General features: G+C 70.1%; 25 protein-coding genes and 1 tRNA gene. 10 read left to right on the top strand and 16 right to left on the bottom strand.

The genetic code is table 11. From position 1 onward, the window contains the following. The first annotated feature begins 41 nt into the window (after positions 1–41). From J2Y42_RS11140 to J2Y42_RS11115, 6 genes are all read left to right on the top strand, one after another. Positions 42–734, top strand: coding sequence for a phosphocholine cytidylyltransferase family protein (locus J2Y42_RS11140; protein WP_309858344.1), 693 nt, complete (start codon positions 42–44; stop codon positions 732–734). Between the two features lie 73 nt (positions 735–807). Next, on the top strand, positions 808–1,671 hold the full coding sequence (locus tag J2Y42_RS11135) for an ABC transporter permease (RefSeq protein WP_309859524.1): 864 nt from the start codon (positions 808–810) through the stop codon (positions 1,669–1,671). Next, the gene (locus J2Y42_RS11130; RefSeq protein WP_309858339.1) at positions 1,672–2,406 is read left to right on the top strand and encodes an ABC transporter ATP-binding protein; all 735 of its coding nucleotides are present in this window, start codon (positions 1,672–1,674) and stop codon (positions 2,404–2,406) included. A 125-nt stretch (positions 2,407–2,531) separates the two neighbouring features. Beyond that, a complete protein-coding gene (locus J2Y42_RS11125; RefSeq protein ID WP_309858336.1) occupies positions 2,532–2,849 on the top strand; it encodes a hypothetical protein in 318 nt (105 codons plus the stop codon). A gap of 150 nt (positions 2,850–2,999) precedes the next feature. Further along, positions 3,000–3,308 carry a helix-turn-helix domain-containing protein gene (locus J2Y42_RS11120; protein WP_020075110.1) on the top strand — a complete coding sequence of 103 codons (309 nt, stop codon included), beginning with the start codon at positions 3,000–3,002 and terminating at the stop codon, positions 3,306–3,308. Between the two features lie 27 nt (positions 3,309–3,335). Next, positions 3,336–4,340, top strand: a complete 1,005-nt coding sequence (locus tag J2Y42_RS11115; RefSeq protein WP_309858331.1) for a hypothetical protein — start codon at positions 3,336–3,338, stop codon at positions 4,338–4,340. 26 nt (positions 4,341–4,366) lie between these two features. Here the strand turns inward: J2Y42_RS11115 and J2Y42_RS11110 are convergent, their stop codons facing one another. The 4 genes from J2Y42_RS11110 to J2Y42_RS11095 all read right to left on the bottom strand — a co-directional run bounded on the left by J2Y42_RS11110 (position 4,367) and on the right by J2Y42_RS11095 (position 8,990). After that, on the bottom strand, positions 4,367–5,251 hold the full coding sequence (locus J2Y42_RS11110; protein ID WP_309858328.1) for a glycosyltransferase: 885 nt from the start codon (positions 5,249–5,251) through the stop codon (positions 4,367–4,369). Beyond that, on the bottom strand, positions 5,244–6,062 hold the full coding sequence (locus J2Y42_RS11105; protein ID WP_309858325.1) for a CDP-alcohol phosphatidyltransferase family protein: 819 nt from the start codon (positions 6,060–6,062) through the stop codon (positions 5,244–5,246). The genes J2Y42_RS11110 and J2Y42_RS11105 overlap by 8 nt, the downstream gene beginning before the upstream one ends. A 2-nt stretch (positions 6,063–6,064) precedes the next feature. Further along, entirely contained in the window at positions 6,065–7,108 is a 1,044-nt protein-coding gene (locus tag J2Y42_RS11100; protein ID WP_309858322.1) for a glycosyltransferase family 2 protein, read from the bottom strand. A gap of 124 nt (positions 7,109–7,232) precedes the next feature. Then, the gene (locus J2Y42_RS11095) at positions 7,233–8,990 is read right to left on the bottom strand and encodes a trypsin-like peptidase domain-containing protein (RefSeq protein WP_309858321.1); all 1,758 of its coding nucleotides are present in this window, start codon (positions 8,988–8,990) and stop codon (positions 7,233–7,235) included. A 145-nt stretch (positions 8,991–9,135) separates the two neighbouring features. Between J2Y42_RS11095 and J2Y42_RS11090 the strand changes: the two genes are divergently transcribed. Then, on the top strand, positions 9,136–10,332 hold the full coding sequence (locus tag J2Y42_RS11090; RefSeq protein WP_309858318.1) for a pyridoxal phosphate-dependent aminotransferase: 1,197 nt from the start codon (positions 9,136–9,138) through the stop codon (positions 10,330–10,332). 22 nt (positions 10,333–10,354) lie between these two features. Here J2Y42_RS11090 and J2Y42_RS11085 read toward each other — a convergent pair whose 3' ends face one another. Genes J2Y42_RS11085 through J2Y42_RS11050 form a run of 8 tightly spaced genes read right to left on the bottom strand, consistent with a single transcriptional unit; the run spans position 10,355 to position 16,808 of the window. Next, entirely contained in the window at positions 10,355–10,735 is a 381-nt protein-coding gene (locus tag J2Y42_RS11085; protein ID WP_309858316.1) for a hypothetical protein, read from the bottom strand. Beyond that, positions 10,735–11,571 (bottom strand): carbon-nitrogen hydrolase family protein, encoded by an 837-nt coding sequence (locus tag J2Y42_RS11080; protein WP_309858313.1) that lies wholly within the window; start codon positions 11,569–11,571, stop codon positions 10,735–10,737. The genes J2Y42_RS11085 and J2Y42_RS11080 overlap by 1 nt, the downstream gene beginning before the upstream one ends. Then, positions 11,568–13,346: an ATP-binding protein gene (locus J2Y42_RS11075; protein WP_309858311.1), complete on the bottom strand. Its 1,779-nt coding sequence runs from the start codon at positions 13,344–13,346 to the stop codon at positions 11,568–11,570. The genes J2Y42_RS11080 and J2Y42_RS11075 overlap by 4 nt, the downstream gene beginning before the upstream one ends. Next, positions 13,343–13,732 (bottom strand): response regulator, encoded by a 390-nt coding sequence (locus tag J2Y42_RS11070; RefSeq protein ID WP_309858308.1) that lies wholly within the window; start codon positions 13,730–13,732, stop codon positions 13,343–13,345. The genes J2Y42_RS11075 and J2Y42_RS11070 overlap by 4 nt, the downstream gene beginning before the upstream one ends. Beyond that, positions 13,725–13,919, bottom strand: coding sequence for a hypothetical protein (locus J2Y42_RS11065; RefSeq protein WP_309858304.1), 195 nt, complete (start codon positions 13,917–13,919; stop codon positions 13,725–13,727). Before J2Y42_RS11065 ends, J2Y42_RS11070 begins: the two co-directional genes overlap by 8 nt. Continuing rightward, the gene (locus tag J2Y42_RS11060) at positions 13,916–14,719 is read right to left on the bottom strand and encodes a PHP domain-containing protein (RefSeq protein ID WP_309858301.1); all 804 of its coding nucleotides are present in this window, start codon (positions 14,717–14,719) and stop codon (positions 13,916–13,918) included. The genes J2Y42_RS11065 and J2Y42_RS11060 overlap by 4 nt, the downstream gene beginning before the upstream one ends. Further along, complete coding sequence (locus J2Y42_RS11055) at positions 14,716–15,729, bottom strand: ATP-grasp domain-containing protein (protein WP_309858298.1); 1,014 nt, start codon at positions 15,727–15,729, stop codon at positions 14,716–14,718. Before J2Y42_RS11055 ends, J2Y42_RS11060 begins: the two co-directional genes overlap by 4 nt. Then, entirely contained in the window at positions 15,726–16,808 is a 1,083-nt protein-coding gene (locus tag J2Y42_RS11050) for a response regulator (RefSeq protein WP_309858296.1), read from the bottom strand. Before J2Y42_RS11050 ends, J2Y42_RS11055 begins: the two co-directional genes overlap by 4 nt. A gap of 119 nt (positions 16,809–16,927) precedes the next feature. On the opposite strand from J2Y42_RS11050, the gene J2Y42_RS11045 reads away from it, so the two are divergent. Further along, a tRNA-Met gene (locus tag J2Y42_RS11045) sits at positions 16,928–17,001 on the top strand. A 70-nt stretch (positions 17,002–17,071) separates the two neighbouring features. Beyond that, positions 17,072–18,238, top strand: coding sequence for an ROK family transcriptional regulator (locus J2Y42_RS11040; protein ID WP_309858293.1), 1,167 nt, complete (start codon positions 17,072–17,074; stop codon positions 18,236–18,238). A 43-nt stretch (positions 18,239–18,281) separates the two neighbouring features. Here J2Y42_RS11040 and J2Y42_RS11035 read toward each other — a convergent pair whose 3' ends face one another. The 4 genes from J2Y42_RS11035 to J2Y42_RS11020 all read right to left on the bottom strand — a co-directional run bounded on the left by J2Y42_RS11035 (position 18,282) and on the right by J2Y42_RS11020 (position 24,642). Next, positions 18,282–18,758, bottom strand: a complete 477-nt coding sequence (locus J2Y42_RS11035; RefSeq protein ID WP_309858291.1) for a hypothetical protein — start codon at positions 18,756–18,758, stop codon at positions 18,282–18,284. Continuing rightward, complete coding sequence (locus J2Y42_RS11030) at positions 18,758–19,951, bottom strand: ROK family transcriptional regulator (protein ID WP_309858288.1); 1,194 nt, start codon at positions 19,949–19,951, stop codon at positions 18,758–18,760. Before J2Y42_RS11030 ends, J2Y42_RS11035 begins: the two co-directional genes overlap by 1 nt. A 515-nt stretch (positions 19,952–20,466) precedes the next feature. Beyond that, on the bottom strand, positions 20,467–23,403 hold the full coding sequence (locus J2Y42_RS11025) for a UPF0182 family protein (RefSeq protein WP_309858285.1): 2,937 nt from the start codon (positions 23,401–23,403) through the stop codon (positions 20,467–20,469). 99 nt (positions 23,404–23,502) lie between these two features. Further along, positions 23,503–24,642, bottom strand: coding sequence for a PDZ domain-containing protein (locus J2Y42_RS11020; protein ID WP_309858282.1), 1,140 nt, complete (start codon positions 24,640–24,642; stop codon positions 23,503–23,505). Between the two features lie 176 nt (positions 24,643–24,818). On the opposite strand from J2Y42_RS11020, the gene J2Y42_RS11015 reads away from it, so the two are divergent. After that, positions 24,819–26,168, top strand: a complete 1,350-nt coding sequence (locus tag J2Y42_RS11015) for a zinc-dependent metalloprotease (RefSeq protein ID WP_309858279.1) — start codon at positions 24,819–24,821, stop codon at positions 26,166–26,168. The last annotated feature ends 42 nt before the right edge of the window (positions 26,169–26,210 follow it).

The raw sequence follows: 26,210 nt of genomic DNA, 5'->3' as shown, positions 1-26,210 counted from the left end.
TCGCTGCACACGGCCGGGCCGCGTAGGACAAGGAGATGATTGTGACGACCCAGGTAGTGATTCTCGCGGCCGGCATGGGAAGCCGACTCGGACGGAGCCTTCCGAAGCCGCTGACCGAGCTGAACGACGGCCGCACCATCATGCAGCAGCAGTTCGACAACATCCATGCAGCCTTCGGCAAGGACGCCCAGGTGACGATCGTCGTCGGCTACAAGCTGGAGCACATCATCGAGGCCTTCCCCGACGCCCAGTTCGTCTACAACGAGCAGTACGACCAGACCAACACCTCCAAGAGCCTCATGCGCGCCCTGCAGGCATCCGGCCCCGGCGGGGTGCTCTGGATGAACGGCGACGTGGTCTTCGACCCGGCCGTCCTCGTGCGCGGTGCCGCCATGGTGGCCCGCGACCAGACCTTCGTGACCGTGAACACCTCGTCCGTCGCGGACGAGGAGGTCAAGTACACGACCGGCCCGGAGGGCTACATCCACGAGCTGTCCAAGACCGTCAAGGGCGGTCTCGGCGAGGCCGTCGGCATCAACTACGTGTCCTCCGGCGACAAAGCCGCCCTGCTGCGTCAGCTGCAGCGCGTCGGCGACCAGGACTACTTCGAGCGCGGCATCGAGCTGGCGATCGAGCAGGACCGCATGCTGGTCGAGCCGGTGGACATCTCCGACCTGTACGCCGTCGAGGTCGACTTCCAGGAGGACCTGGAGCGCGCGAATCTTTTCGTATAGTCGGATGTCGGCGTGAGCTTTCACGCGGCTTCGATCAATACGATGGGTTCTCGTGACCAGTATCCCGACTGAAGTGCGCCCTGCGCAGCGTTCGCGCTTCTCGCGCTACCGGCACTCGCTCTGGCTGCTGACCAAGCGCGACCTCCGCGTCCGCTACTCGACGAGCGTCCTCGGCTACCTGTGGTCGATCCTCGATCCGCTCGTGATGAGCGCGATCTACTGGTTCGTCTTCACGGTCATCTTCAAGCGCGATGTCGGCGAGAACCCCTACATCGTCTTCCTGCTCGCCGCCCTACTGCCGTGGATGTGGTTCAACGGCGCCGTCTCGGACAGCACACGCGCGTTCATCCGCGAGGCGAAGCTGATCCGTTCGACGATGATCCCGCGGACCATCTGGGTGAACCGGATCGTGGCGTCCAAGGGCATCGAGTTCCTGCTGTCCCTGCCGGTGCTGGCGTTCTTCGCCGTGCTCACGGGCGCGCGCCTCAATGTCGACGTGCTGCTCTTCCCGGTCGCGATCCTCATCCAGACGGTGCTGACCATCGGCGTCGGGCTGATCGTGGCGCCGCTCGTCGTGTTCTTCCGCGACCTGGAGCGCGCCGTGAAGTTGGCCCTCCGCTTCCTCTTCTACGCCTCCCCCATCATCTACAGCGCCCGTGACCTGCCCGGCGGGTGCGGGGCCGGCGTCGCCGCGCGGCACTGCGCCGCCTACTTGACCGCCCACCCCGGCGCCCAGACGGACGTGCTGTTCTCGCTGCACTTCTGGTCGGCGTTCAACCCGCTCACCGGCATCTTCAGCCTCTACCGCTCCGCGTTCTTCGCCGAGGAGCTCGACTGGTTCCTGGTCGGCGTCAGCGCGGCGATGTCGCTGGTGCTGCTGGGAATCGGCTGGCTCGTCTTCAAGCACTTCGAGCGCGACGTCCTGAAGGAGATCTGAGTGCCCCCCGTCATCGCCGTCGACGGTCTCGGCGTGCGCTTCCGCCGCAACCGCGGCGCCCGCCGCTCGTTCAAGGACCTCTTCTCCACCCGGGAGCGCCGGGTGCGCCCTGACGACTTCTGGGCACTCCGCAACGTCAGCTTCGACGTGCAGCCGGGTGAGGCGATCGGCGTCGTCGGCCGCAACGGCCAGGGCAAGTCGACGCTGCTGAAGCTCGTCGCCGGCGTCATGCTGCCGGACGAGGGAACCGTGACCGTACGTGACGGCGTCGCCCCGCTGATCGAGATCACGGGTGGATTCGTCGACGACCTGACGGTGCGCGACAACGTCTACCTGACGGCCGGCCTGCACGGCATGACGCGCTCCCAGATCGACGAACGTTTCGGCGAGATCATCGACTTCGCCGAGATCGGCGACTTCGTCGACACCCCGTACAAGCACCTGTCGAGCGGCATGAAGGTGCGCATCGCCTTCTCCGTCATCTCGCAGCTCGAGGAGCCGGTCCTGCTCGTCGACGAGGTGCTGGCCGTCGGCGACCGGGGGTTCCGGGAGAAGTGCTACCGGCGCATCGAAGAGCTTCTCGCGGGCGGGCGGACCCTGTTCTTCGTCTCGCACAACGAGAAGGATCTGCGGCGCTTCTGCGAACGCGGGCTCTACCTCGACAAGGGCGCGCTCGTGCTCGACGGCCCGATCGGGGATGTGCTGGAGCTGTACAACTCCGATTACGGCACCTGAGCGCGAACTTCTCCCCAGGGCGTGAAACCGTCCCCAGAAAAGATTTCGGCGGGTTCTCCCCGGAAGTGGTGTTCGTGCCCGATTTCGGGGCGTCGAGCGTCGGAGGGGCTGGTTAGCGTCGTCGCATGAATCGTCTCCGGTTTCTTCGCAGTCCCTCCTCCGCCCCTCGTCCGCGCCGCCTGGCGTACCGCGTCCCGTGGCGGGTCGACCGCTCCGCGGCGCCCCACTACCGCCTGGTCAACACGGGCAAGGAGACGCTGAGCGGTGTCACCCTGAGCGTCTCCGGAAGCGCCCGGTTGCGGGTCAGCGCGCCCACCTCCGTGTCGCCTGGCGAGGCGGTCCGGGCGAGCCTCTCCGGCCCGGAGCCCGCCCGCGACACGGTGCTCGTCGTTCGCTGGTTCCCGCCCGACGGCCGCGAGTACCTCTGGCAGATCAGCTTCTGACGAGAGCCCTCCGGGTCGCGCGCGCTGCCCGGAGGGCTCCCACCGAATACGGGCATCACCGGCATTTTCGGCGACCAACGCGTGAGGTTCGAGGTTCAGGGTGCTCGTGCTCTGGAGCAGAAGGGGCGTTCGGCTCTTCACTGATGAACTATGAAGAACCCCGCAGGGACCGCCGCCCTCCTGCTCGGCGAACGCATCCGTCGTGCCCGTGTCCGCCTGGGCCTCAGCCAAGAGGCGATCGCGAGTCTCGCCGCCATGCATGTGACCAACTTCGGCAAGATCGAGCGTGGAGGGGCCAACCCGAGCCTGCTGACCATGATGCGCATCGCGGCAGTGCTCGGGACCGACGTCTCGACGCTCACGCAGGACATCTCGACGGAGCACCTGCCGAGCGACGTCCGCGTCCTGTCGGCGCGCGAATACCTCAGCGCCCGGGAACGGCGCCGCCGGTCGTCTTGATCGGGAACCGGCCTACACTCTGAGGAGATGGCTAAGAAGCAGCAACCGATCATCTCCGTCACCGGAGGACTCGCCCGCGGCGGAGACACGCCCCGCGCGGTGAACACGACCCTGGACCGCTTTCTCGGCATCCAACGGCCGGTCGTGGTGGCGCACCTGCGCAGCATCCGCCGCCGACACCCGGACGCCTCGGCGGACGAACTGGCCCGCATCCTCGAACGCCGGTATCTCGCCGCCGTGACCAGCGGCGGCGCCGCGGTCGGAGCCACCGCCGTCATCCCGGCGATCGGCACCGGCATCACGCTGGCCCTCTCGGGACTCGAGACGGCCGGGTTCCTGGAGGCGACCGCGCTGTACGCGCAGTCGATGAGCGAGCTGCACGGCATCGCCGTCGACGACCCCGAGCGCGCCAGGGCTCTCGTGCTCACGATGATGCTCGGCAAAGAGGGATCCGACCTCGTGCGCCAGTTGGCCGGCCAGTTCGGCGGAGGCGGTGTGACGCGCACCGCGTACTGGGGAGAGCTCGTCACCTCGACACTTCCGAGCATGGTCGTCGGCCCGCTGGTCGACCGGCTGAAGAACGCGTTCATCCGCCAGTTCGCCGTGCGCGGCGGGGCGAGCATCCTGGCCCGCGCCATCCCGTTCGGCGTCGGCGCCGTCATCGGCGGTACAGGCAACAACATCCTCGGCCGGCGCGTCGTGCAGAACGCGCGTCTCGCCTTCGGACCGGCACCGCTCGTCATACCCGAGGTCCTCACCCCGAACGAAGGCCCGGGAGCCGTGCGTCGCCTCGGAACGGCGACCGGTACGCGCGTGGTCCGGGTGGGCACTGTGCTCCGGGGCGCACTCCCCCGTCGCGGGCGGCGGAAGGATGCGCCGACGGAGGCCTTTGAGTCCGAGCTGCCGCGGGGTCCGTACGTCATCGAGCCCGGTTCGTCCGGTGCTCAGGCCGAGGCGCCTGCAGACGGTGGGGCGGCTGCTGACGGCTCAACTGACGATGGCGAGGCCGGAAGCCGGCGCCAGGTCGGCTGACCGCATCCACACGGCCCACCGGGCGTTCAGACGATCGGTGGCCGTCCTGCGGCCGTCATCCGCGCCACGGTCCTCCACCGCAGCGGGCGTCGCTCGCCCGGATCGGTGCGCCAGCCCTCGGCCCAACCGCCGAACCACGCGCGTAAGACAGCGGGCTTGCGGAACCAGCGCAGCAGCTGAATGCCCGTCCACGATCCGACGTAGAGCGGGATGAGCACGGCCGGCAGGTTGCGGCGGGCCAGCCAGACGCGGTTCCGCGCGTTGAGCCGGTAGTAGTAGGAGTGCCGGGTCGGCGACACGGACGGATGCTCCGCCACGAGGTCGCCCGCGTACCAGACGCGCCTTCCCTGGTCCCAGACCTTCCAGGCGAGGTCGATGCCCTCGTGCGCGTAGAAGAAGGGATCGGCCCAGCCGCCGGCCCGCTCGAAGACGGCACGCGGGAGGACCACGGCGGCCTCGAGCACGGCGAACACGTTGCTGGAGCGTTCCGGGTCGCCCTTGCGGATGCGCGGGATCCAGCGCCGGGGCGCCGGGGTGCCGTCGGGCACGCGAAGCCGGGGCTGCAGCATCCCGATGCCGGGGTCGTCACGGAGCTTGGCCACGGCGTCCGCCAGGAACGTGCGCGAGGGGATGTCCGCGTCGTCGTCGAGGAAGAACAGCCACTCGCCGCGCACCAGCGGCACCCCGGCATTGCGTCCGGCGGGGATGCCCACGTTCTCGGGCAGGGCGAGCACGTGCACGCCGGCGGGAAGCGCCGGGTCTGCGGTGGCCGGATCCCATCCATTGCCGACCACGACGATGTCGGTGGTCACGCCCTCCTGGGCGAGCACCGACTCCACGCCGCGGCGCAGCTCGACCGGCCGGGAGCCCTGCGTGAGCACCACGACCGCGATCGCGGGCAGCTCAGCCACGGACCCGCCGAGACGCCATGATGGTCACGAAGTGCCCGATCAGCGCCAGGATCGACAACGGGACGAGCGCGCAGAGCAGGATGCGGTCGGCGAGCGTCGCGCCGATGAACAGGCCGACGATCGAGAACACGAAGATCAGGATGGTGAGCTCCACCGAGTGGTACAGCCGGTGGAACGGCAGGAACTTCGCCGCGCGCCGCAGCGTCGCGATGAGCCCGTGGGTCGGCGCGTACTCCGACTGCGTGTCGGCGAGCTTCGGCAGTCCCGCGTTGGCGCGCGCCACCCGCACCATGTCGTTGAGCGCCTTGTTCAGCACGATCACCAGGGCGAGCAGGGTGCCGAGGTTCGTCCAGAGCAAGTCCTCCGGCGTCTCCAGCGGATAGCCGGCGGCACGGATGCCGAGGACGATCGCGATCAGCGTCTCGGTCGAGTAGTGGCCGACGTTGTCGAGGAAGATGCCCGCGGGCGACGACGTCCGGCGCCAGCGCGCCACCTCGCCGTCGCAGCAGTCGACCAGCATCTGCAGCTGGCCGAGCACCAGCGCGACAGCCGCGCCGGCGATACCCGGGATGAGCAGGGCCGCGGCCGTCGCCCATCCCGTCAGGATCATCAGGCCGGTCACACCGTTCGCCGAGATCGAGGTCTTGAGCAGCACCCACGTCAGATACGGCGACAGGTTGCGGAGGTACAGCGAGGCCGTCCAGTGCTCCGCGTTGCGGCGTCCGCGCACCTCGGGGGGCTGCGCGACGGCCTTCAGCTCGGCGATCGAGGACGGACGGGCGCCGTGCGCCGCAGGTCCGGGTGCGGTCATGCCTACCTTCCCGTGTGGGCCGTGATGTTGCGGGTGAGCGACAGGTATCCGAGGACGAAGCCGATCCCCCAGCTGAAGTGGATGCACGGCAAGACTACGAGAAACCACAGGAACGGGCGAAAACCGTCGCGCCGCCCCCAGACCAGCGCGGAGACCACGACGATGACGATGTAGAGCGCCGGGATGGCGAAGCCCCAGAGCAGCCACGGCGCGGCGCCGAGGAGGGCCTGGACGATGCCGACGATGCCGAGCAGCGTCCCCACCGCGACGCCCAGCACCATCACCGGAGGCGCGAAGTAGCGCAGGCCGTTGGAGGCCGGGAACCGCCGTGCGAGCTCGCCGCGCCAGATTCCGGTGGAGAAGAACTGCCGGGCGAGCCGGTACAGGTTCGGGCGCGGGCGGTAGGTGACCTTGAGCCGCGGTGTGAACCAGACCGTGCCGCCGGTGGTGCGGAGGCGCCGGTTGAGCTCCCAGTCCTGGCCGCGCTTGATCTCCTCGTCGAAGAGGCCGACCTCGATCAGGCGATCGCGGCGGAACACGCCGAGGTAGACCGTCTCGGCTGGACCGGCCTCGCCGCCGACGTGCAGCTTCGTGCCGCCCAGCCCTACGCGGCTGCCGTACGCGCGCGCGACGGCGCGCTCGAAGTCGGTGGTGCCCTGCGCATCCATCAGTCCACCCACGTTGTCTGCGCCGGTCTCCAGGATGGTCTCCACGGCGACGCGCGCGTAGTCGGGCGGCAGGACGCTGTGCGCGTCCACCCGGATCACGATCGGGTACTGCGACTCGCGGATGGCGAGGTTGAGCCCTGCGGGCGTCGAGCCGACCACGTTGTCGACGACCCGGATGCGGCTGTCGACGGCGGCGAGCTCCTCGACCAGCTGGGTCGTGCCGTCCATGCTCGGGCCGAGGGCGATGGTGACCTCGAACGGCCCGGCGTAGTCCTGCGCCAGAAGGCTGTCGACGGCGGCCCGCACGTGCGTCACCTCGTTGAGCACGGGCATCACGTACGAGACACCGGGGAGGGTGTTCACGATGTCGTCCGGCATCTGGTCCTTCGCTGTAGCGGGTCGGCGTCGAGCCTATCAGCCGGGTCTGCGGCGCAGCCGGGAACGGGGAAGGGCCGCCCCGCGCCTGCGGGACGGCCCTTCTGGGTGTGCTCGAGCTGCGCGATCACTCCGCCGGGAGGGTTCCCAGCGTCACGGTCGCGGTCTTGGTCTGACCGTCGCGGATGTACGTCACGTCGACCTTCGAGCCGGCTGCCTGCGCGCGCACCTGGGCGGTCAGATCGGTGGCGTCGGTGATCGGGGTGTCGTCGAGGTTCACCACGATGTCGCCGGCCTTGAGGCCCGCGCCGGCCGCGGCGCCGCCGCTGGTGACGCTCTTGATGAGCGCGCCGACCGTGGTGGCCTTGCTGTCGGTGCTCGCGTCGGCGACCGACGCGCCCAGCAGGCCGTGCGTGGCGGATCCGCTCTTGATGATCTCGTCGGAGATGCGCTTCGCGAGGTTCGACGGGATGGCGAAGCCGACGCCGATGCTGCCGGACTGCGAGCCGTCGGAGCTGGAGCCGCCCGCGCTGGCGATGGCCACGTTGACGCCGATCAGCTCACCCTTGCTGTTGAGCAGCGCACCACCGGAGTTGCCGGGGTTGATGGACGCGTCGGTCTGGATGACCGGGAGCGAGATCGTTCCGGAGCTCTGCTGCTGTTGCTGCTGCTGGCCGCCCTGGTCGGGGAAGTCGAAGTTGAACGGGTTCTGGCTGCCACCGTCGCTGTTCGAGTCGTCCTTCGGAGCGGCCGAGGAGGCGATGCTGATGCTGCGGTTGAGCGCGCTGACGATGCCGTCGGTGACGGTGCCGGAGAGGCCGAGCGGCGCACCGATGGCGACCGTGGTGTTGCCCACGTTGAGCTTGCTCGAGTCGCCCCAGCTGATCGGGGTGAGGCCGGAGGCCTTGTCCAGCTTGATGACGGCGAGGTCGGTGGTCGGGTCGGTTCCGACGATCTTGGCGGTGTAGATCTTGCCGTCGTTGTCGGTGACCGTCACGTTGACGTTGGCGGCCTGACCGTCGAGCGTCACCACGTGCGTGTTGGTGAGCACGTAGCCGTCGGAGGTCAGAATGATGCCGGAGCCGGTGCCGCCGGAGCTCGACGCGCTCACCGAGATGGTGACGACGCTCGGGGACGCCTTGGCGGCGACCGCGGTGATGGTGCTCGCATCGTTGGAGTCGTTCACCGTGATGTTCTGGGGGCCGGAGACGGTCTTGATCGTCGCGCTGCCGCCGTCGGTGGCGGCGTAGATGCCGACTCCCGCTCCGGCGCCGGCGATGCCGCCGACGAGCGCGCCGATGGCGAGCGTCGCGATGATGAGGCCGGTGCTGCGGTTCTTGGCGGGCTTCGCCGGAGCCGTGGCGGTCGCGGCGCCCGGTGCGCCGGCGTAGCCCTGCTGGTGGGCGTTCGGAGCGTAGGGCTGCTGCGGCTGCTGGCCGTATCCCGCGGGCTGGCCGAAGGCGCCGTTGCCGTAGTGGGACTGCTGGGGCTGCTGCTGCTGCTGCTGGCCGTAGGGCTGGCCGTACGTCTGCTGCTGGTGCTGCTGCGCCTGGTAGGGCGCGCCGGTGGGCTGCGGAACCGTCGGCTGCGCAGCGGTGGGCTGCGGCTGGGTCGGCTGCGCGGCGGTCGGCTGTGGGACGGTCGGCTGCGCTCCGGCGTCGCCTCCGCTGTGCGCGGCCGGTGCGGTCCATCCGGCGCCGGCTGCGGGGGTCTGGGCTGCGGGAGTCTGGTCCGCGGGGGTCTGGTCTGCGGGAGTCTGCTCCGCCAGGGTCTGCTCCGCCGGGGCGGCGGGGGTGCGCTCAGTGCCGGCAGCATCCACGACCGCGTCGGTGTCGGCGTCGTGCTGGGGCTTCGCGGGCTCCGGGGTGTTCGGGGTGTCGGTCATGGTGTTGCTCCTTCCAAGCACAGACAGCTTGGGATGCGAACCTGGGCGTTCTATTTGCCGTTGCTGTGGGCGACCTTCTGCGTATCGATGACTCTCCCCAACGTACCCAATGGGTTGGATGCGAGTAAGGCCGTAGCGTTGTCCTATGACGATCACGGGAGGGTGGCGGCGCGCCGCCACGGGTGCAGGACTGCTCGGAGCCGACGGCTCCGTGCGGCCGACGATCTTCGCCGAGATGAGCGCGCTGGCGTCGCGGACGGGCGCGATCAACCTCGGACAGGGGTTCCCGGACGAGGACGGACCCGCCGCGGTGCTCGAAGCGGCGGTGGCGGCCATCCGCGACGGCGAGAACCAGTACCCGCCCGGGATGGGCATCCCCGACCTGCGCCTGGCCGTCGCCGAGCACCAGAAGCGGTTCTACGGCATAGAGCTCGACCCTGACCGCGAGGTTCTCATCACCGCCGGCGCGACCGAGGCGATCGCTGCGACGCTGCTCGCGCTGCTCGAACCCGGCGACGAGGTGGTGACCTTCGAGCCGTACTACGACGAGTACGGCGCCGTGATCGCGCTGGCGGGCGGCGTGCACCGCACCGTGCCGCTGGAGCCGCCGACCTTCCGCCCGGACCTCGACCGGCTGCGCGACACGGTGACCGACCGTACGCGCGCCATCCTGGTGAACACGCCGCACAATCCCACGGGCAGCGTGCTCGATCGTGAGACGCTCACGGCGATCGTGGAACTGGCGGAACGCCACGACGCCGTGATCATCACCGACTCCGTCTACGAGCACCTGACGTTCGGGCCGGAGCACATCCCGATCGAGACGCTGCCGGGGGCCCGGGAGCGCACGGTCGCGATCTCGTCCGGCGGCAAGACCTTCAACACGACGGGATGGAAGGTCGGCTGGCTGACGGCCCCTCCGGAGCTCGTCACCGCGGTGCTCGCCGTGAAGCAGTTCCTCACCTACGTCAACGGCGCGCCGTTCCAGCCGGCGATCGCGACGGGGCTTCGGCTCCCGGACGCCTACTTCACCGGCATCGCCGAGGCTCTCGCCCACAAGCGGGATGTGCTCTCCGCCGGCCTTGCGGCCGCCGGTTTCGGCGTCTTCCCTTCGGACGGGACCTACTTCGTGGTCGCGGACGCCGCCCCGCTCGGCTTCCCGGAGGGTGTCGAGCTGTGCCGTCGGCTGCCGGAACTGGCCGGAGTCGTCGCGGTGCCGCTGGGCGCGTTCAGCCGCGGCGAGTACGCGGCGCGCACCGCATCCCTCGTCCGGTTCGCGTTCTGCAAGCGCATCGACGTGCTCGAGGAGGCGGCACGCCGTCTGGCCGGGCTGCCGCGTTAGGCGACCACGGGCGAGCGAACGGTCACTGCCGGACCTCGCCGGCGAACAGCTGCGCTGCGCGCAACCGGCCGCCGATGTCGGCGACGCACTGCTCGAACACGGCCTTGGCCTTGGACGCGCCGATCGCTCCGCCGCTCACCGCGGCGCCCACCTGGTCGCGCGACAGCCGGGCGACCAGGCGCCCCTGCTGATCGACCTGGAACCGCAGCAGGAACGTGATCCGCAGCTGCGACCCGGCGAGCCCGCCGAAGAGCACCGTCATGGCGGTGCTCCCCCGCTGCACGGTGAACGCGCCGTTCGGCGCGGGCATCACCGCGAAACCCTGCCCACGCAGGGCGTCGAGGACGATCCTGCGGCCCTGCTCGTGGTCGCCGGTGAGGAAGAAGTCGTGCGTCGTCGCCATCAGAGCGGACTCACCCGATAGCGCCGGAGGGCGAGAGCAGGATTGCGCTCCCGCACCTCGCGCGCTCGAGCGGTGGACACGTCGGCGACGGCGACACCGGTCGTGTCGGCGAGCCCCGCCAACGTGACCCCCATCGGATCGAGGATCGCGCTCGCGCCGACCCCGATCGACGGCGGATGGTCGGCCGCGGCGACGTAGACGGTGTTCTCGATGGCGCGGGCCGCGAGGAGCGTCGACCAGTGGAACTCCTTCAGCGGTCCGCGCACCCACTCGGCGGGAACCGCCACCAGCAGCGCACCCGCGTCGGCGAGGCGGCGCGTCACTTCCGGGAAGCGCAGGTCGTAGCAGGTCTGCAGGCCGACGGTCACGCCGTCCACCTCGAAGGTCTGCGGTTCGTCCAGGTCGCCGGGGACGACCCACTCCGACTCCGTCGCCCCGAACGCGTCGTAGAGGTGCTGCTTGCGGTAGGTCGCGAGCACGTCGCCCTCCGGCCCCACCGCGACGAGCGTGTTCGAGAACTTGTGCGCCTGATCGGTGCGCTCGACGAGGCCGGCCACCACGAACAGCCCGTGCTCGCGGGCGGCGGCGGAGAGCGCTCCGACGAAGTCGCCGTCGAGCGGCTCGGCGTTCCTGGCGAACGACGGCCCGAGGGGATCGGTGAAGTACGACGAGTACTCGGGCAGGATCACGAGGCGGGCACCGCGGGAGGCGGCGACCGCGATCAGGCCGGCGACCACATCCCGGTTGTGCACGCGGTCGTCGCCCGGCGCGAACTGGGCGACAGCGACCGCGACGGTGCGGTCGTCGATGGTGAGCTCGGCCGGCCGGTCGCTCACGGCGCCACCTCCACGCGCGGGATGGCCTCGGTCACGGGTCTGGGCGTCTCCACCGGCAGGACGATGCTGATCGACGTGCCGACGCCCTCTTCGCTGGCGATGTCGAGGCGGCCGCCGTGGGCGGTCACGATCGCTTTGGTGATGGTGAGCCCCAGCCCGACGCCCGGGACCGCGTTGCGGGTCGCCGTCGACGCCCGGAAGAAGCGCTGTGACAGCTGGCTCAGCTCCACGGCAGGGATGCCGATGCCGGTGTCCCTGACGGCGATCACCGCTTCGCCTGCCTCCTGGCGCAGCGCCACCGTGACGGTGCCGCCGGACGGCGTGAACTTGAGCGCGTTCGACACCAGGTTGTCGACGGCCTGGCCCAGGCGGAGCGTGTCGCCGCGCACCTCCACCGTGTGGTCCGGCACCTCGGCGACGAGCGTCACGCCCGCATTCGCGGCGACGGGACGGGCGGACTCGACGGAGGCCGCGACGACGGTGTTCAACCCGACGTCCTTGATGTCGAGGGGGAAGCGCCCCGACTCCACCTGCGCGGTGAACAGCAGGTCGCCGACCAGGCGGAGCAGGCGGTGCGCGTTGCGCTCAGCGACCGCCAGGTACTGCAGCTGCTCCTCCGACAGCGGATCCTCGTCGTCGTCCCGGAGCAGCTCCAGGTAGCCGAGGATCGAACTGAGCGGCGTCCGCAGCTCGTGCGAGATGAGCCCGACGAACTCGTCCTTGAGCCGGGCGAACTCGCGGGCCTCGGTCATGTCGGTCGCGACGAAGATGAAGCCGACCCGGTGGCCGTTCTCGTCGATGCGCGGCGTCGCCGCGACCTGCACGACGACGCGCTTGCCGTCGGGCCGCACGTACGTCCAGTCGCGCACGTCGGCGGACCCGGCGCGGACGGTGTCCACCAGCGCCGAGAACTCGTCGGTGGTGGCGACGGTGGTGAAGCGCGCATCCATGTCCTGAAGCCGCTCGGCGAGCTCCGACTGGAGGTGGAAGTCGATGATGTGGTGCTTGCCGTCGAGCACCTGCTTCTCGGTCAGGCCGAGCATCTTCTCGGCGCCGGGGTTCCAGACGTCGATGAGACCGTCGAGGTCGGTGCCGATGACGGACTGCTCGGTGACGGCGTTCCAGATGCTCTGGATGAGACGATTCGCGGTCTTCAGCCGCGCCTCGTTGAGCACCAGCTCGTCCTGCGCCTGCACGGCCTGGGCCAGGAGCTGCTGCTGCTGCTCCCCCGCCGCACGGGCCGCGGCGAGCTGCACGCGCATCCTGTGCGCGATCTCGTTGATCACGATCGCGACGATGAGGTAGATCACCGGCGAGAAGAAGGCGCGGACGATGTCTCCTGCGGTGTGGCCGACGCCGTCGACGACGAGCGGTGCGAGCAGTACGACGAAGGTGGTGAGCGCCGCGATGAGGATGTTGATGCGCCCGGCCTCGGAGGCGATCCAGACGAAGGGCAGCAGGGTGAGCACCGCGAACGGCGAGGCGGCGGACCCCGTCCCGAGCCGCAGCAGCCCGACGGCGAGCAGCGAAAGCACCGGGATGACGACCGCCCACTCCGGATTCAGATGCCGCCACGGGATGATGAGGGAGAACACGGTCGCGACGGCCACCAGCGCGATGCCGGCCAGGAACAGCGGCGCGTTGGTGATGGGCACGCCGTTCGGCAGCGCGGCGATCGACGCGGCGATCGCGAAGCCGACGATCGTCGGCACCTGCTTCATGAACGCCGAGGGCGAGTCCAGCGGGATGCGGCTGAGCCAGCGGTCGAGGGTCATGAGGGCTCCCCCAGTTCGAGCATCTCGCGGATGCGGGTCGACAGCACACGCGGGCTGAACGGCTTGACGATGAAACTGTCCGACCGGTCGGCGACGACGCCGTGGTCGGTGAGCAGCTGGACCGACGCCGACACCATCAGGATGAGTGTCGATCGCGTGAGGTCATCCGCCCGGATCGCCTCGGCCACCTCCACGCCGTTCAGTCCGGGCATCGAGATGTCGAGGACGGCGAGGTCGATGCCGCCCGCCTGCACGGCGGCGAGGGCCGCCGAGCCGTTGTCGACGGCCGCGACGATGTCCACGCCCGCGCGGTTCGCGGCGATGGTCATCAGGCCCCGGATGTCGTCATCGTCGTCGGCGATCACGACGCGTTTGCGCTCAGACATGGAGGAACACCGTCCGGACGACGACGATCGCGGCGCAGATCAGCAGCGCGACGCCGGCGTACAGCGGGAGCCGGAACTCCCAGCGGCGGTCGCGGTCCAGCTCGTTCTGGATGCGCTCGCGGAGCTCGGCGGAGGGTTCGGCCGGGTTCGCTGCCGGCTCTCCGGACGAGTGTCGGGCTGGGCTCACCGTGCGTCCTCCCTCTCCCCTGTCTCGGTTCCCACGGTCACCCTTTCTCCCGCGACCCGGGAGGCGGCCGCGTCCAGCAGCTGCCGGACGCGGTCGTAGCGCCCGACGTCGGCGGCGACGTGGCTGTCTGTCGAGGCGACGATACGCGCCCCGGCATCGAGCAGCGCCGCGATGGCGTCCGGGCCGGGGCAGTTCCACTTCTCGTTGACCTCGACGATGGTCCCGGTCGCCGCGGCGGCCTGCGCCCAGGCGGCGAGCCGCTCCGCGCCGAGCTGGGTCTCGTCGAGCCCGACCTTCGGCAGGATGGAGAACCAGTGCGCCAGCTGCGCGTGCGGCGTGCGCTCCATCGCCCGGATGCTGCCCTCGACGAACAGGTCGAGCGCGTCGTCGACCGACAGGCCGGCGTCGAGCCGTTCGCGCGTGGCCGTGGGCGACCACGGCCCGTCCGTTCCGGGGAACTGGTGATCGCCGATGACGACGGCATCCACCCCACCGGGACCGACGACCAGGCCGGGCGGTGTGTCGACGGCGCCTGACGCATCCAGCAGCTTCGCCTCCACACCGGTGAGCACGGTCAGTCCGTCGGGTACGCGCTCCGCCGCGACGGCGGTGAGGAACTCGGGGACCCAGGTGGTCGACGCGCGCACGTGATCGGTGAGGCGGATCGTCCGGAGGCCGACCGCGGACGCCGCCGCGATGTTCTCCGCCAGAGTGCTCCGTGCGTCGTCGGAGAACGTCGAGTGGACGTGGAAGTCGCCGTGCAGCAGCGCGGGCAGCCGGCCGGCCTCCGTCCCGCTCACTCCTCCGGACCCTCCGCGTGCGCCGCGTTCTCGGAGACGAGCACGTCGGCGGGTGACAGGAAGACGTCCTCCAGGAACCGGACGTTGGCGAGCTCCTCGAAGTCGACGGCCGACGGAACCGGCCGGCCGAGGACCAGGTCGAGCAGGAGGGACGGCATGTCGACGCCGGCCGCGATGGTCAACGGCATGGCGCCGGGGAAGCGCGGGTTCACCTCGAGCAGTGCCGGCGTGCCGTCGGTGCTGTACCGCAGCTGCACGTTCGCGACGCCGGTGAGGCCGATCGCGCGGGCCACCGCCGCGGCGGTGTCGGAGAGCTCCGCCCGCCGCACCGTCCGGCCGGCGATCGAGACGCCCGAGTCGACGCGCTCCCTGGAGCGCGGGACGGCCGCGATGACGTTGCCGTCGAGCCCCGCGAGGACGTCGACCGAGAACTCCTCGCCGGGCAGGTTCTCCTGGATGATGATGCTCTCGTCGGTGCCGAGCGCCTCCAGGGTGCCGCGATCCGTGATGAGGCGGACGCCGCGCGATCCGGCGCCGCTGCGCGGCTTGATGATGACCGGGAACGTCCAATCAGCACCGACGCCCTGCGGGTTCAGCAGCCGCGTGACGGGCACGCGCGCCTGGTCGCCGACGCGCTGGATGAGGGCGAACTTGTCGAGGCAGGTGACCAGGGTGTCGCGCGAGGGGGCCGCCAGCTTCGTTCCGACCGCTTCGAGCTCGTCGCGGCGCGCGGCGAGACCCGGCAGCTCGACGTCGACCGTCGAGAACAGGACGTCGATCCCGTCCTCCCGGCTCATGGCGATGAGCGCATCGACGAAGCCGTCCGACCGTCCGGGCGGCACGATCCGCCTGCAGCCCTCCCCCACGAGGTAGAGGCCGCTGGCCCACCCGTCCATGTCGGCGGCGTACACCTCGACATCGTCCCGGGCCAGCAGCGAGCGGATCACCGCGACGCCCGCGGGGCCGCCGGCGCCCGTCACCAGGACGCGGGTACGGGTGGAGTCGGTCATTCAGCGGTCCTGTTCAGTCGGTTTCCCGCGACGCGGGCGTCGTTGTGGATGGCGGAGGCGGGCACCGAGATGTCGGCGGTGTCGCGCATGACCTCCAGCGGCTCGCAGTTCTTGCCGCCGCCGAAGCGCGACCAGTAGCGGGCGGTCGCGAGCACGAAGTCGGGCTCGAGGTACCCGCGCAGTTCGGTCTGCGAGCGGAAGCAGTCGATCAGCTGCAGCTTGGTCTCGGTGAATCCGTCGATGGGTACGAAGCGGGTGGGCCGGAAGTCGATGGTGGCGGACGGGCTCTGGTAGCAGCAGACCGTGCGCACGGACCGGGTGGCGACGTTCGTCGCCGCGTGGACCGCCCGGTGGTCCTGGTGACGGTCGTGCGATGAGTGCGTGTAGACGATGTCCGGCTGGACCTCGGCGACGACGCGCTCGATGATGCCGACCGTCGGGTCCGCCGCGGAGATGTGGGTGTCCTCGAGGTCTTCGAGGAACAGCCGGGCGCCGAGGAGTTCCGCCGACGCGAGGGACTCGTGCTGGCGGTCGTCGGCGTCCCCGCCGCGAGCGCCGCGCGAGAGGGTGAGGATGACGACGTCGTTGCCCGCTTCGCGGTGCGCGGCGAGGATGCCGCCCACGCCGATCTCGACATCGTCGGGGTGCGCACCGATCGCGAGGACGACCTGGCGACGGGCGGCGGCCCGCTTGATGCGGCCCTCGGCGGCAAGGCGGTTCACGATCGCGACGAGCTCCGCCGAGGCGACCGGCTTGCTCAGGAACTCGTCCGCCTGCGCCCGGAGAGCGGAGACGGCGTAGTCGACCGAGACGTGCGCGGTCATGACGACGACCGGCATCCCGGGATACTGCGCGCGCAGCTCCTTGAGCAGGTCGAGACCGGTGATGCCGGGCATCTCGATGTCGGTGATGACGAGGTCCGGCTCGAACTCGGCGATCGTGGCGAGGGCGATGGACGGATCGGTCACCGCGATGGCAACGGCGTCCGCGCGCTTCTCGAGCACGGTCTTCATGAAGAAGGCGACATCCGGGTCATCCTCGACCACGACCACCCGGTACTTCGTCACGACACTCGTCATCGCATCCCCTATCTGGGAACGACTCTAGTAGGACGACCGGTTCACACGAGCGGACGCGCCCGGGCGGGTGTTCGCGATTTCACGCCCCTCGGATCCCGTGCTAGAGTTTCTTCTTGTGCCGCGGGGTGGAGCAGCTCGGTAGCTCGCTGGGCTCATAACCCAGAGGTCGTAGGTTCAAATCCTGCCCCCGCAACCGATAAGGCCCCCTGATCAGGGAATCGCTGATCAGGGGGCCTTCTTTGTGTCCCCGATTCGCTAGTGTCGTGACGCAACGACACGGCGGAGGAACAGTGGCTGAGGAGCACGGCAAGGCGACGCAGGCCGCCGTCCGCGAGCGGAACCTCACGACCGCGCTGCAGCTCGTGCTGTCGGGGAACGGCACGGCGACGCGGGCGGCCATCGCCCGCCGCACCGGCCTCACCAGCGCGACCGTCTCCTCCCTGCTCGCCGGGCTCATCGCCGACGGACTCGTCATCGAAGGGCAGCTGGCGGAGAGCACCGGAGGAAAGCGCGCCACCACCCTGCGTGTGGCGGCCGAGAACCACGTCCTGCTCGCGCTGCTCGTGCAGCCCGGACTCGTCCGCGGCGCGGTCGTCGACCTGCTGGGCGACGAGCTCGCCACCGTCACGCAGCGCGCGGCGACGCCGGGGTCGCTCGAGGACGTGCGCTCCGTCGTACGGCGGCTGGTCGCATCCACCTCGGCACGGATCGTCGCTGTCGGCGTGCAGGTGCCGGGCATCGCCGACGGCCCGCTGATCCGTGAATCGGTGCAGCTGGGATGGACGGACGTGGACCTCGGCCGAGAGCTGGCCGGTATCGTCGACGCGCCCATCCACCTCATCAACGACGCCGATGCGGAGGCGATCGCCGACTCGATCACGTCGGACGACTTCGGGGCGAACCAGCTCTTCGTCTCGCTGAGCACGGGTGTCGGCGCGGCCGTCATCATCGACGGGGAGGTGGTCAGCGGCGCCGCGCACCGCGCGGGCGAGATCGGGCATGTCCCGGTGCTGTTCGGGCCGGATGCGCCGCTCTGCGCCTGCGGCAACCGCGGCTGCCTCGAGGAGATCGTTTCGGTGACGAGCCTGCTGGGCCTCCCCCACGGCACCGACCTGGAGGCGCTCGACCTCGCGGCGCTGGCTGCCGCTCCGGACGCGCGCGAGCGCATCGCGGACGGCGCACGTGTGCTCGCCCGCGCCCTCCTGCTCGTCGCCGCCGCCCTCGACGTGCCGAACATCGTCGTCGGCGGCGCGGCCCCTCGGCTCGGCCCGGAGTTCATCGGGCACCTGCGTGCCGAAGCGGCGCGGCATCCCGTGAAGGCCGCCATGCCGCTGAGCTTCCGGTACGCCCGCGTGAGTCAGGAGCACCCGTACCGCGGGGCGGCGCAGTACGCGCTGAAGTCGGCGCTCGGCGTCACCTGGGCGCGCTGAGGCGCGAGGGGCCGGTGCGCGGCGGGTCAGCGGCCGGTCAGGGTCAGCGGCCGGTCAGCAGTCCGAGCAGCGCGGCGCCGTGGCGGCGGTCGTGGCCGTAGGTCGCGATGTCGGCGTACGACGGATCGGGGCGCTCCCCCATGTCGACGACCAGCACCGAACGGCACGTCGCACGGACCGCATCCACCACCTGGCGGGTCCAGCGGGCCGCGGCGATGTCGGCGCCGACCACCACGACGGGCGTCGCCGTCGCGAGCACGAGTTCGGGGTCGTCGGACGGCCCCACGTCGACGACGGGGTTGCCGGACCACGATGAAGCGGCGTCGCTTCCCGGCTCGGCCCACGCCTCCTGCAGCGTGTACCAGCGCGGAACGCCGAGCACGTCGTTGTCGAGCGTCGCCAGCCGGACCACCGTGCAGCGGCCACGGAATGCGGTCAGCGCCTCGCGCACTCCGGGGGCGAACCGGAAGTCCTCCGCGGCATCCCGGCCGAGGTCGACAGCGTCGGCGAGCAGGGTCATCACGACACCCCCAACTGCGCGGAGAGCACCATGACGACGCACCCGCGGAGCACGATATCGCGGCCCTGGCTGGTCATCCGGACGGTGACGCCGGAGTGGAAGCCGGCCATGGTGCGGTTGCGGAGGGTCTCGCGCACGGCATCCAGCAGCACGCCGTCGAGCAGCTCCTCCGGACCGGCGAGGACGACCTCCGACAGGTTCAGCGCGCCGACGATCGGCGCGAGCGCGACGCCGAGCCGCTGGCCGGCCTCACGGAGCACCGGCTCGGCCGATGCTCCGGCGGCCTCGGCGGCCGCCACGCGCGACTCCAGCCGCGGCACCGCCAGCCAGGCCTCCAGGCACCGCTCGCGGTCGTACGGCGCCTCGGGCCCCGCATCCGTTCCGACCATCACCTGACCGATCTCGCCCGCTGCGAAACGGCTGCCGAAGACCAGCGCACCGGCGACCAGCAGGCCGGAGCCGACACCGTGGCCCACCTTGACGAGCATCATGTCGCCCTGCGCGTCGGCGAAGCCGTGCTCCGCCAGCACCGCGACGTTCGCGTCGTTCGCGACGAACACCGGGAGCCCGGTGCGTTCGGCGATGCGCTGCTGCAGCGGCTCATCCACCCAGCCGAGGTTCGGGGCGGTGGCGACCACGCCATCCGCTTCGACGATGCCGGGAGACCCGATGCCGATGCCCAGCACGGGCGCTGACGTCAGTTCGACCAATCGATCGACGAGCGCGAGGACCTTGGCCGTCGCGTCCTCGCCGCGGCTCCCGGCGAGTTCGACCTCCGCGGTCTGCAGGATGCGGCCGTCCATGTCGAGGACGGCTCCGCGGAACACGGCGTGCTCGCTGAGGTCGACGCCGACGATCTGCGTCGCGCCCCGGTTGACGTCGAGAAGCACGGCGGGCTTTCCCGGGCGGGCGTCGTCGCGCTGGCCGAGCTCGACGACCAGGCCTTCGGCGATCAGCTCCCCCACGAGGTCCGAGATGGTGACGCGGGTGAGGCCCGTCGTCCTGGCGAGATCCGCTCGGCTGGCGCGCCCGGAGCGGTACAGGGACTGCAGCACGAGCGAGCGGTTGTGACCGCGTGCGTGCTCGGGAAGCACCTTCGTCCGCGGGCGGAGCGCCCGGCCGGGGACGAGCCCGTGGTCGGACGGCGCACCCCGATCGGCGGCGGTGGTGCGCTTGGCCAGGTCGATCGACATGTTTGTTAGTAAAGCTGACAATCAAAGTCGACGCAAGAGTTTTCGGCCTTCGTCTTGTCGCGATCCGCACTTTGCACGGGCGCTGAGCATTCCGGGGCGCCGCTTTCTCCGCCAGGACCGGCCCCGCCGCCTGCGCCTGGGCAGATCCCTGCGCGCAGCTTCCGTCGGAGAAAGTGCCCCAAATCTCCGACGCACCGCGGCCGAAATGGAGATTCAGCGCGAAGCGGGACGAATCTCCGACGGTCGCGCCGGTATCTCAGCGCGTAGGGCGCGGCTAGGCCGAGGCGTACCGGCGGGCGCTTCCGTCGGAGAAAGTGCCCCGAATCTCCGACGCACCGCGGCCTGGATGGAGATTCGGCGCGACGCGGGGCGAATCTCCGAGGGTAGCGCCCGTGTTTCGACCTGTAGGGCGCATGAGGCTCCGACGGGGGCGCGTCGAGGGCGCGGCGGGCGCGGAACCGCGAAACGGCCCGCGCGAGAACGCGCGGGCCGTTTCAGCCGGTAGAGGCGGCGGACTACTTGGCGGCGGGCTGCCCCTCCGCCGCGACGGCGTCGGAGATCGCCTGCTGCAGGCGCTTCTGAGCCTCGCCGTACGCAGTCCAGTCGCCGGACTTCAGAGCGGCCTGGCTGTCGCTGAGCGCCTGGTTCGCGCGCTGCAGCGCCTCCTGGAGAGCCGTGTTGCCGGCCGCGGAGCCGCCGGTCCCTCCCCCGGTCTGCTCGCCACCGCCGGTGCCGCCACCGGTCTGACCGCCAGTGCCTCCACCCTCGGTCGGAACGTTGTTGTCGCCGGCCGTGGCACCGGAGTCGCCGCCGAACAAGGCGTCCAGCGCCTGGTCCAGGGTGTCCTCGAACTCGATCTTGTCACCGAAGGCCACCAGCACCTTCTGCAGCAGCGGGTAGCTGGTCTCACCCGAGGAGCGGACGTAGACCGGCTGCACGTAGAGCAGACCACCGCCCACCGGCAGGGTCAGCAGGTTGCCGTTGATGACCTCCGATTTGCCCTGTCGCAGCAGGTTCAGCTGCTGCGAGACGGTCGGATCGGAGTCGAACTGGTTCTGCATCTGGCCAGGGCCTGGGATGGTGTCGCTCGACGGCAGCTGCAGGAGCCTGAGCTTGCCGTAGCCGGATGCGACCTTGCCCTTGGTGTCGCCGGCATCCGCATCCACCGCCAGATAGCCCTTCAGCACCGACCGGCTGGACTCGCTCGTGCCCGCCGGGATGAACGTCGAGTAGAGCGAGAACGCGGGGGCGTCCTGACCGGGCATCTTCATGGTCAGGTAGTACGGCGGCTGGAGGGCCGGGTTGCTCGACGGCGAGGTCGGGTCGTTCGGTGTGGTCCACGCGTCTTCACGCGAGTAGAACGAACCGGCGTCGTCGACGTGGTACTGACCGAGCACCGACCGCTGCACCTTGAACAGGTCGGACGGGTAGCGCACGTGGCTCATCAGCTGCGCGCTCATGTCGCTCACCGGCTTGACGGTGGTCGGGAAGACCTTCTCCCACGTCTTGAGCACGGGGTCGGTGGTGTCCCAGGCGTACAGGGTCACCGAGCCGTCGTATGCGTCGACCGTGGCCTTCACCGAGTTGCGGATGTAGTTGATGTCGTCGAACGCGTAGGCGGGCTTCGGGGTGTCCTTGTCCGCCGTGGCGTCGCTCAGGCTGCCGACGTGCGAGTACGGGAACTGGTCGCTCGTCGTGTAGCCGTCGATGATCCACTTGACGCGTCCGTCCACGACGGCCGGGTACGCCTGCGAGTCGAGCGTGAGGTACGGCGCGACCTTCTGCACGCGCTTGATCGGGTCGCGGTCGTAGAGGATCTGCGAGTTGCTGTTGACCGCGTCGGAGAGCACGATCTGCTCGTCCTGGAACTTCAGCGCGTACACCAGCCGCTTGAAGATGTTGTCGAGCTTCGGACCGCCGTTGCCGTCGAACGTCGTGTACGTCTGCTGCGCGCCGTCCGCACCGCCCGGATAGTCGAGCTCGACCTGCTTCGAATCCTTCGGGGCACCGACGATCGAGTACGTCGGCGACTGCTCGCCGAAGTAGATGCGCGGCTGGTAGGTGCCGAGCGTCCCCGTGGTCGGGATGCCCGACTCCATGAACACCGGCTGCCCGTCGGGAGAGCGCTGGTTGCCGTAGGCGGCGACGAGCCCGTAGCCGTGGGTGTAGACGATGGTGTCGTTGAACCAGTTGCGGGTGCCGCCCAGACCGGACTGCTGCAGCTCGCGAACCGCGACGACGGCATCCTGCTGCGTGCCGTTGACCTCGTAGCGGTCGACGTTCAGCTTCTCGGGGAACGCGTAGTACTGCCGGAACTGCTGCAGCTGACGGAAGGAGGGGCTGACGACGGCGGGGTCGAGGATGCGGATCTGCGCGGTGGTCTGCGCATCCTGCCGCAGGGCCCCCTGCTCGGCGGTCGTCTTCGCGTTGTACGGGATGGTCTCGATGTCGCTGAGCCCGTACGCCTCGCGGGTGTAGTCGATCCCCTTCTGCACGTAGGGCGACTCCAGCGTCTTCTGGCTCGGGTCGACCTGGAACCGCTGGACGACCCACGGCACGATCGCGCCGACCACCAGGGCGGCGACGATGAGCAGCGCCGTGCCCACCATCGGGAAGCGCCAGCGGCCGATGAACGCCGTCAGCACGAAGAGGATGGCGACGAAGACGGTCGCGCCCGCCAGGATCGCGCGGCCGGGGATGGTCGCGTTGACGTCCGTGTAGGCGGCGCCGTTGATCATGTCGTTGACGTTGGAGTCGGTGACCGTCGCATAACGGTCGAGCCAGATGCTGATGCCCTGCAGGAGGAGGTACAGCGCGGCGATCACAGAGATCTGGACGCGCGCGGCGCGAGAGATGCGCACCTCGCGCCCGCTGACCCGGATCGAGCCGTACAGGTACGTGGTGGCCAGGGTCGCGAGCAGCGAGATGAGGACCACCGCGGAAGCGAACCCGACCGCGCTGCGGTAGAACGGCAGGGCGAACAGGTAGAAGCCGATGTCGAGGTGGAAGAGCGGGTCGGTCTTGCCGTAGGCCGTGCCGTTGAGCCACAGCGCCGCCGTCTGCCAGCGGCTCGCGGTCGAGACGCCGGCGAAGATGCCGAAGACGATCGGGATGCCGTACATCGCGAGGCGCCGCAGGGGCTCGATGACCTGCTGATAGCGGTCGAGCTGCGAGTTGAGCTTGGCGTAGACCGGGCGCAGCCGGTACGCGAGCTGGATGGACAGCCAGAGCGGCAGCGCCATCCCGAAGAAGCCGATGAAGAACATGGCGATGCCGGCGAACCACTGGGTGGTCAGCACCTGGAGGTAGCCGACCTGGTCGTACCAGAGGACGTCGGCGTACAGCCCGGCGAAGACGAAGAACAGGATGACCACCGCGACGATCACCCCGAGAGTGATCCAGATGGCCGCACGCCGGCGGCCTGCGGGTCGAGCTGCTGCTGTTGAACTCACGTATGGCCCTCTTGGTCTCGCGTGGCGGGGATGTGAACCATCCTAGGCAAGGGACGCTTGGAGAACGCTGCTACGCGACCGTGCGCTCGACCCGTGCGCTCAGCGGGCGGGGCAGGTGGCGAGGCCCGAGGTGCTCGATCCGTCCTCCACCGCCTTCAGCACCTTGAGCGAGTCGTCCAGGGTCTTCACGGCGAAGACGCGGAGTCCGGCGGGGATGTGGCCGGTCACCTCGTCGCAGTTCGAGGCGGGCGCCAGGAAGTAGTCGGCCTTGCCGTCGTCGCGCGCGGCGTACATCTTCTGCCGGATGCCGCCGATCGGTCCGATCTGACCGGTGTTGTCGATCGTGCCCGTCCCGGCGATGCGCTTGCCGCCGTTGAGGGAGCCGGGCGTCAGCTTGTCGATGATGCCCAGCGCGAACATCTGGCCGGCGCTCGGGCCGCCCACGTCGTTGAGCTGGATCTTCACGTCGAAGGGGAAGGTGTAGTCTATCCCCGCGCCGATGCCGAGGACGACCTGCCCCTGCGACTCGGTCGGGGTGATCGAGACGGTCGTCGCCGCGCCGTCGCGCACGATTCCGAGCTCGGCCGGCTTCGCGGTGCCGTTCTCCTTCACCGCGCTGCGGAGCTCGTCGACGCTGGCGATCTTCGTGCCGTTGACGGAGGTGATCTCGTCGCCGACCTTCAGCACGTCGGCGGCCGGCGTGCCCTTGATCAGCTGCTTGACGGCCACGTTCTCGGGGAAGGTGTAGCCGAGCTCGTTGAGGGCGGCGGCGATCGCATCCTGCTGGGAGTCGACCATCAGGGCGGCGTTCTCGGCGTTCGACTGCTCGGTGGTGGTGCCGGGCGGGAACACCGACTCGAGCGGCAGGACCGCCTTGCTCGGCTGGAACCACGCGCCCGCGATCTCCATCCACGACGGGCGCTGCTCCGGATTGCCGACCACCGAGACGGTGAGCAGGTCGAGCGAGCCGGAGGTCGGATAGGTCTTCTGGCCCGAGATGCTGATGAGCTCCTTGGCGTCCCCGCCCTCCTTCGCGCCGACCTGCTGGTCGGTGCCGAGGGTGTTGTAGACGGGCCCCGGCTGCTCGATCACGAAGGGCGCGGGGACGAGCGCGAGCACCAGCGCGAGGACGACGGCGACGCCGATCGCGACCCAGCCGATGATCACGCGCCGCGGCGGCGCGATGCGCGCGCGCTCCTGGGTGCGCAGCGTGGGGTCCTCGTCGCCGAACAGCGTCACGGGGGCGTCCTCTCGTCAGGGTCGTGTTCGCCACAGGCGCACGGTCCGGAAGCGAGCATAGGGCAATTCCCACCCGGCATCCCGGCGCCAGCGGCTAGCGTAGATGACAAGCCTGAAGCCGAGCCCGACGGCTGCTCACCGGACGGCCGGCTCACTTCGAGGAGTAGGGAACGACGATGGCCGACGACCAGAACGAGGAGCGGGACGACGACGAGTTCCGCGACATGCTGAACCAGTTCCTGTCGGGGAACGGCGCATCGATCGACCCGAGCCGCCTCGCCGGTGCCGCGGGCCTCCCGAACGATCCCGCCAGCATCCAGGCGCTGCTCGGACAACTGCAGAACGCGCTGATGAATCCGGGCGGCGGCATCAATTGGGACATCGCCGAGCAGCAGGCGCGCCAGCTGGCCGCCGACGGCGCCCATGCGGTCACGCCGGCCGAGCGCGCCTCGCTCGACCAGGCCTTCCACGTGGCCGCCCTCTGGCTCGACCAGGCGACCGGCGTCGCGGGCCTCAGCGCGACGCCCGAGCTGATCGGCCGCGCCGAGTGGGCACGGCAGACGATGCCGCTGTGGACGCAGCTGGCCGAGCCGGTGGCGCTCAGCATCTCGGACGCGCTCACTCGCGTCCTCGCCGAGCAGGCCCCCGAGGAGATGCAGGCCATGCTGCAGAACGCCGGCCAGGTCATGCGCTCCATCGGCGGCGCCCTGTTCGCGATGCAGCTCGGCCAGGTGGTCGGGCAGTTGTCGAAGGAGGTCGTGTCCGGGGGCGACATCGGCATCCCGCTGCTGCCCGACGGCACCGCGGCGCTGCTCCCGCAGAACATCGCGGAGTTCGGCGACGGACTCGACATCCCCGACGACCAGATCCAGCTGTACCTCGCGGTCCGCGAGCTCGCTCACGCACGCCTGTTCCGGCACGCGAAATGGCTGCGGCTCCAGCTGATCACGCAGATCACCGCCTTCGCCAAGGGCATCACGATCGATACCGATGCCCTGGAGTCGCTGGCAGAGAACTTCGACCCGTCGAACCCCGACGAGCTGCGCGAGGCGATGGTCAGCGGCCGCCTGATCCCGCCGCGCACCGAGGAGCAGCAGGAGGCGCTCGCGCGTCTCGAGACCGTCCTCGCGCTGGTCGAGGGCTGGGTCGACGTGGTGACCGCCAACGCCACCCGTCTGCTCCCCCGCGCCGAAGCGATCGCCGAGACGGTGCGGCGTCGGCGTGCATCGGGCGGTCCGGCGGAGTCCGCGTTCGCGACCCTCGTCGGACTGGAGCTGCGCCCGCGGCGGCTGCGCGACGCCGCGGCGATGTGGCAGGCCGTGACGGAGGCGGTCGGCATGGATGCGCGCGACGACCTGTGGTCGCACCCGGACCTTCTTCCGCAGTCGTCCGACCTCGACGACCCGTCGGCGCTGGTCGCACGCCTCACCGCTACCGCGACCGGTCAGGAGCCCGAGCAGGATGCGCTCGACCAGGCCATCGAGGACCTCCTGCGCGACGACCGGGACCGGCCGACCGAAGCCTGACCTGTGGATGACCGGGGCCCGCGGTCGGCGGCTGTGGACAAC

Source organism: Leifsonia sp. 1010 (assembly GCF_031455295.1).
GTDB lineage: Bacteria > Actinomycetota > Actinomycetes > Actinomycetales > Microbacteriaceae > Leifsonia.
This window is presented reverse-complemented; position numbering and strand designations above follow the sequence as displayed.

What these genes read in the sequence shown, in the direction of transcription:
- J2Y42_RS11070 (WP_309858308.1), bottom strand. Translation starts at nt 13,732, where the DNA reads ATGTCTGAGCGCAAACGCGTCGTGATCGCCGACGACGATGACGACATC.
- J2Y42_RS11050 (WP_309858296.1), bottom strand. Translation starts at nt 16,808, where the DNA reads ATGACGAGTGTCGTGACGAAGTACCGGGTGGTCGTGGTCGAGGATGAC.
- J2Y42_RS11075 (WP_309858311.1), bottom strand. Translation starts at nt 13,346, where the DNA reads ATGACCCTCGACCGCTGGCTCAGCCGCATCCCGCTGGACTCGCCCTCG.
- J2Y42_RS11015 (WP_309858279.1), top strand. Translation starts at nt 24,819, where the DNA reads ATGGCCGACGACCAGAACGAGGAGCGGGACGACGACGAGTTCCGCGAC.
- J2Y42_RS11125 (WP_309858336.1), top strand. Translation starts at nt 2,532, where the DNA reads ATGAATCGTCTCCGGTTTCTTCGCAGTCCCTCCTCCGCCCCTCGTCCG.
- J2Y42_RS11055 (WP_309858298.1), bottom strand. Translation starts at nt 15,729, where the DNA reads ATGACCGACTCCACCCGTACCCGCGTCCTGGTGACGGGCGCCGGCGGC.
- J2Y42_RS11100 (WP_309858322.1), bottom strand. Translation starts at nt 7,108, where the DNA reads ATGCCGGACGACATCGTGAACACCCTCCCCGGTGTCTCGTACGTGATG.
- J2Y42_RS11030 (WP_309858288.1), bottom strand. Translation starts at nt 19,951, where the DNA reads ATGTCGATCGACCTGGCCAAGCGCACCACCGCCGCCGATCGGGGTGCG.
- J2Y42_RS11095 (WP_309858321.1), bottom strand. Translation starts at nt 8,990, where the DNA reads ATGACCGACACCCCGAACACCCCGGAGCCCGCGAAGCCCCAGCACGAC.
- J2Y42_RS11090 (WP_309858318.1), top strand. Translation starts at nt 9,136, where the DNA reads ATGACGATCACGGGAGGGTGGCGGCGCGCCGCCACGGGTGCAGGACTG.
- J2Y42_RS11085 (WP_309858316.1), bottom strand. Translation starts at nt 10,735, where the DNA reads ATGGCGACGACGCACGACTTCTTCCTCACCGGCGACCACGAGCAGGGC.
- J2Y42_RS11035 (WP_309858291.1), bottom strand. Translation starts at nt 18,758, where the DNA reads ATGACCCTGCTCGCCGACGCTGTCGACCTCGGCCGGGATGCCGCGGAG.
- J2Y42_RS11105 (WP_309858325.1), bottom strand. Translation starts at nt 6,062, where the DNA reads ATGACCGCACCCGGACCTGCGGCGCACGGCGCCCGTCCGTCCTCGATC.
- J2Y42_RS11120 (WP_020075110.1), top strand. Translation starts at nt 3,000, where the DNA reads ATGAAGAACCCCGCAGGGACCGCCGCCCTCCTGCTCGGCGAACGCATC.
- J2Y42_RS11115 (WP_309858331.1), top strand. Translation starts at nt 3,336, where the DNA reads ATGGCTAAGAAGCAGCAACCGATCATCTCCGTCACCGGAGGACTCGCC.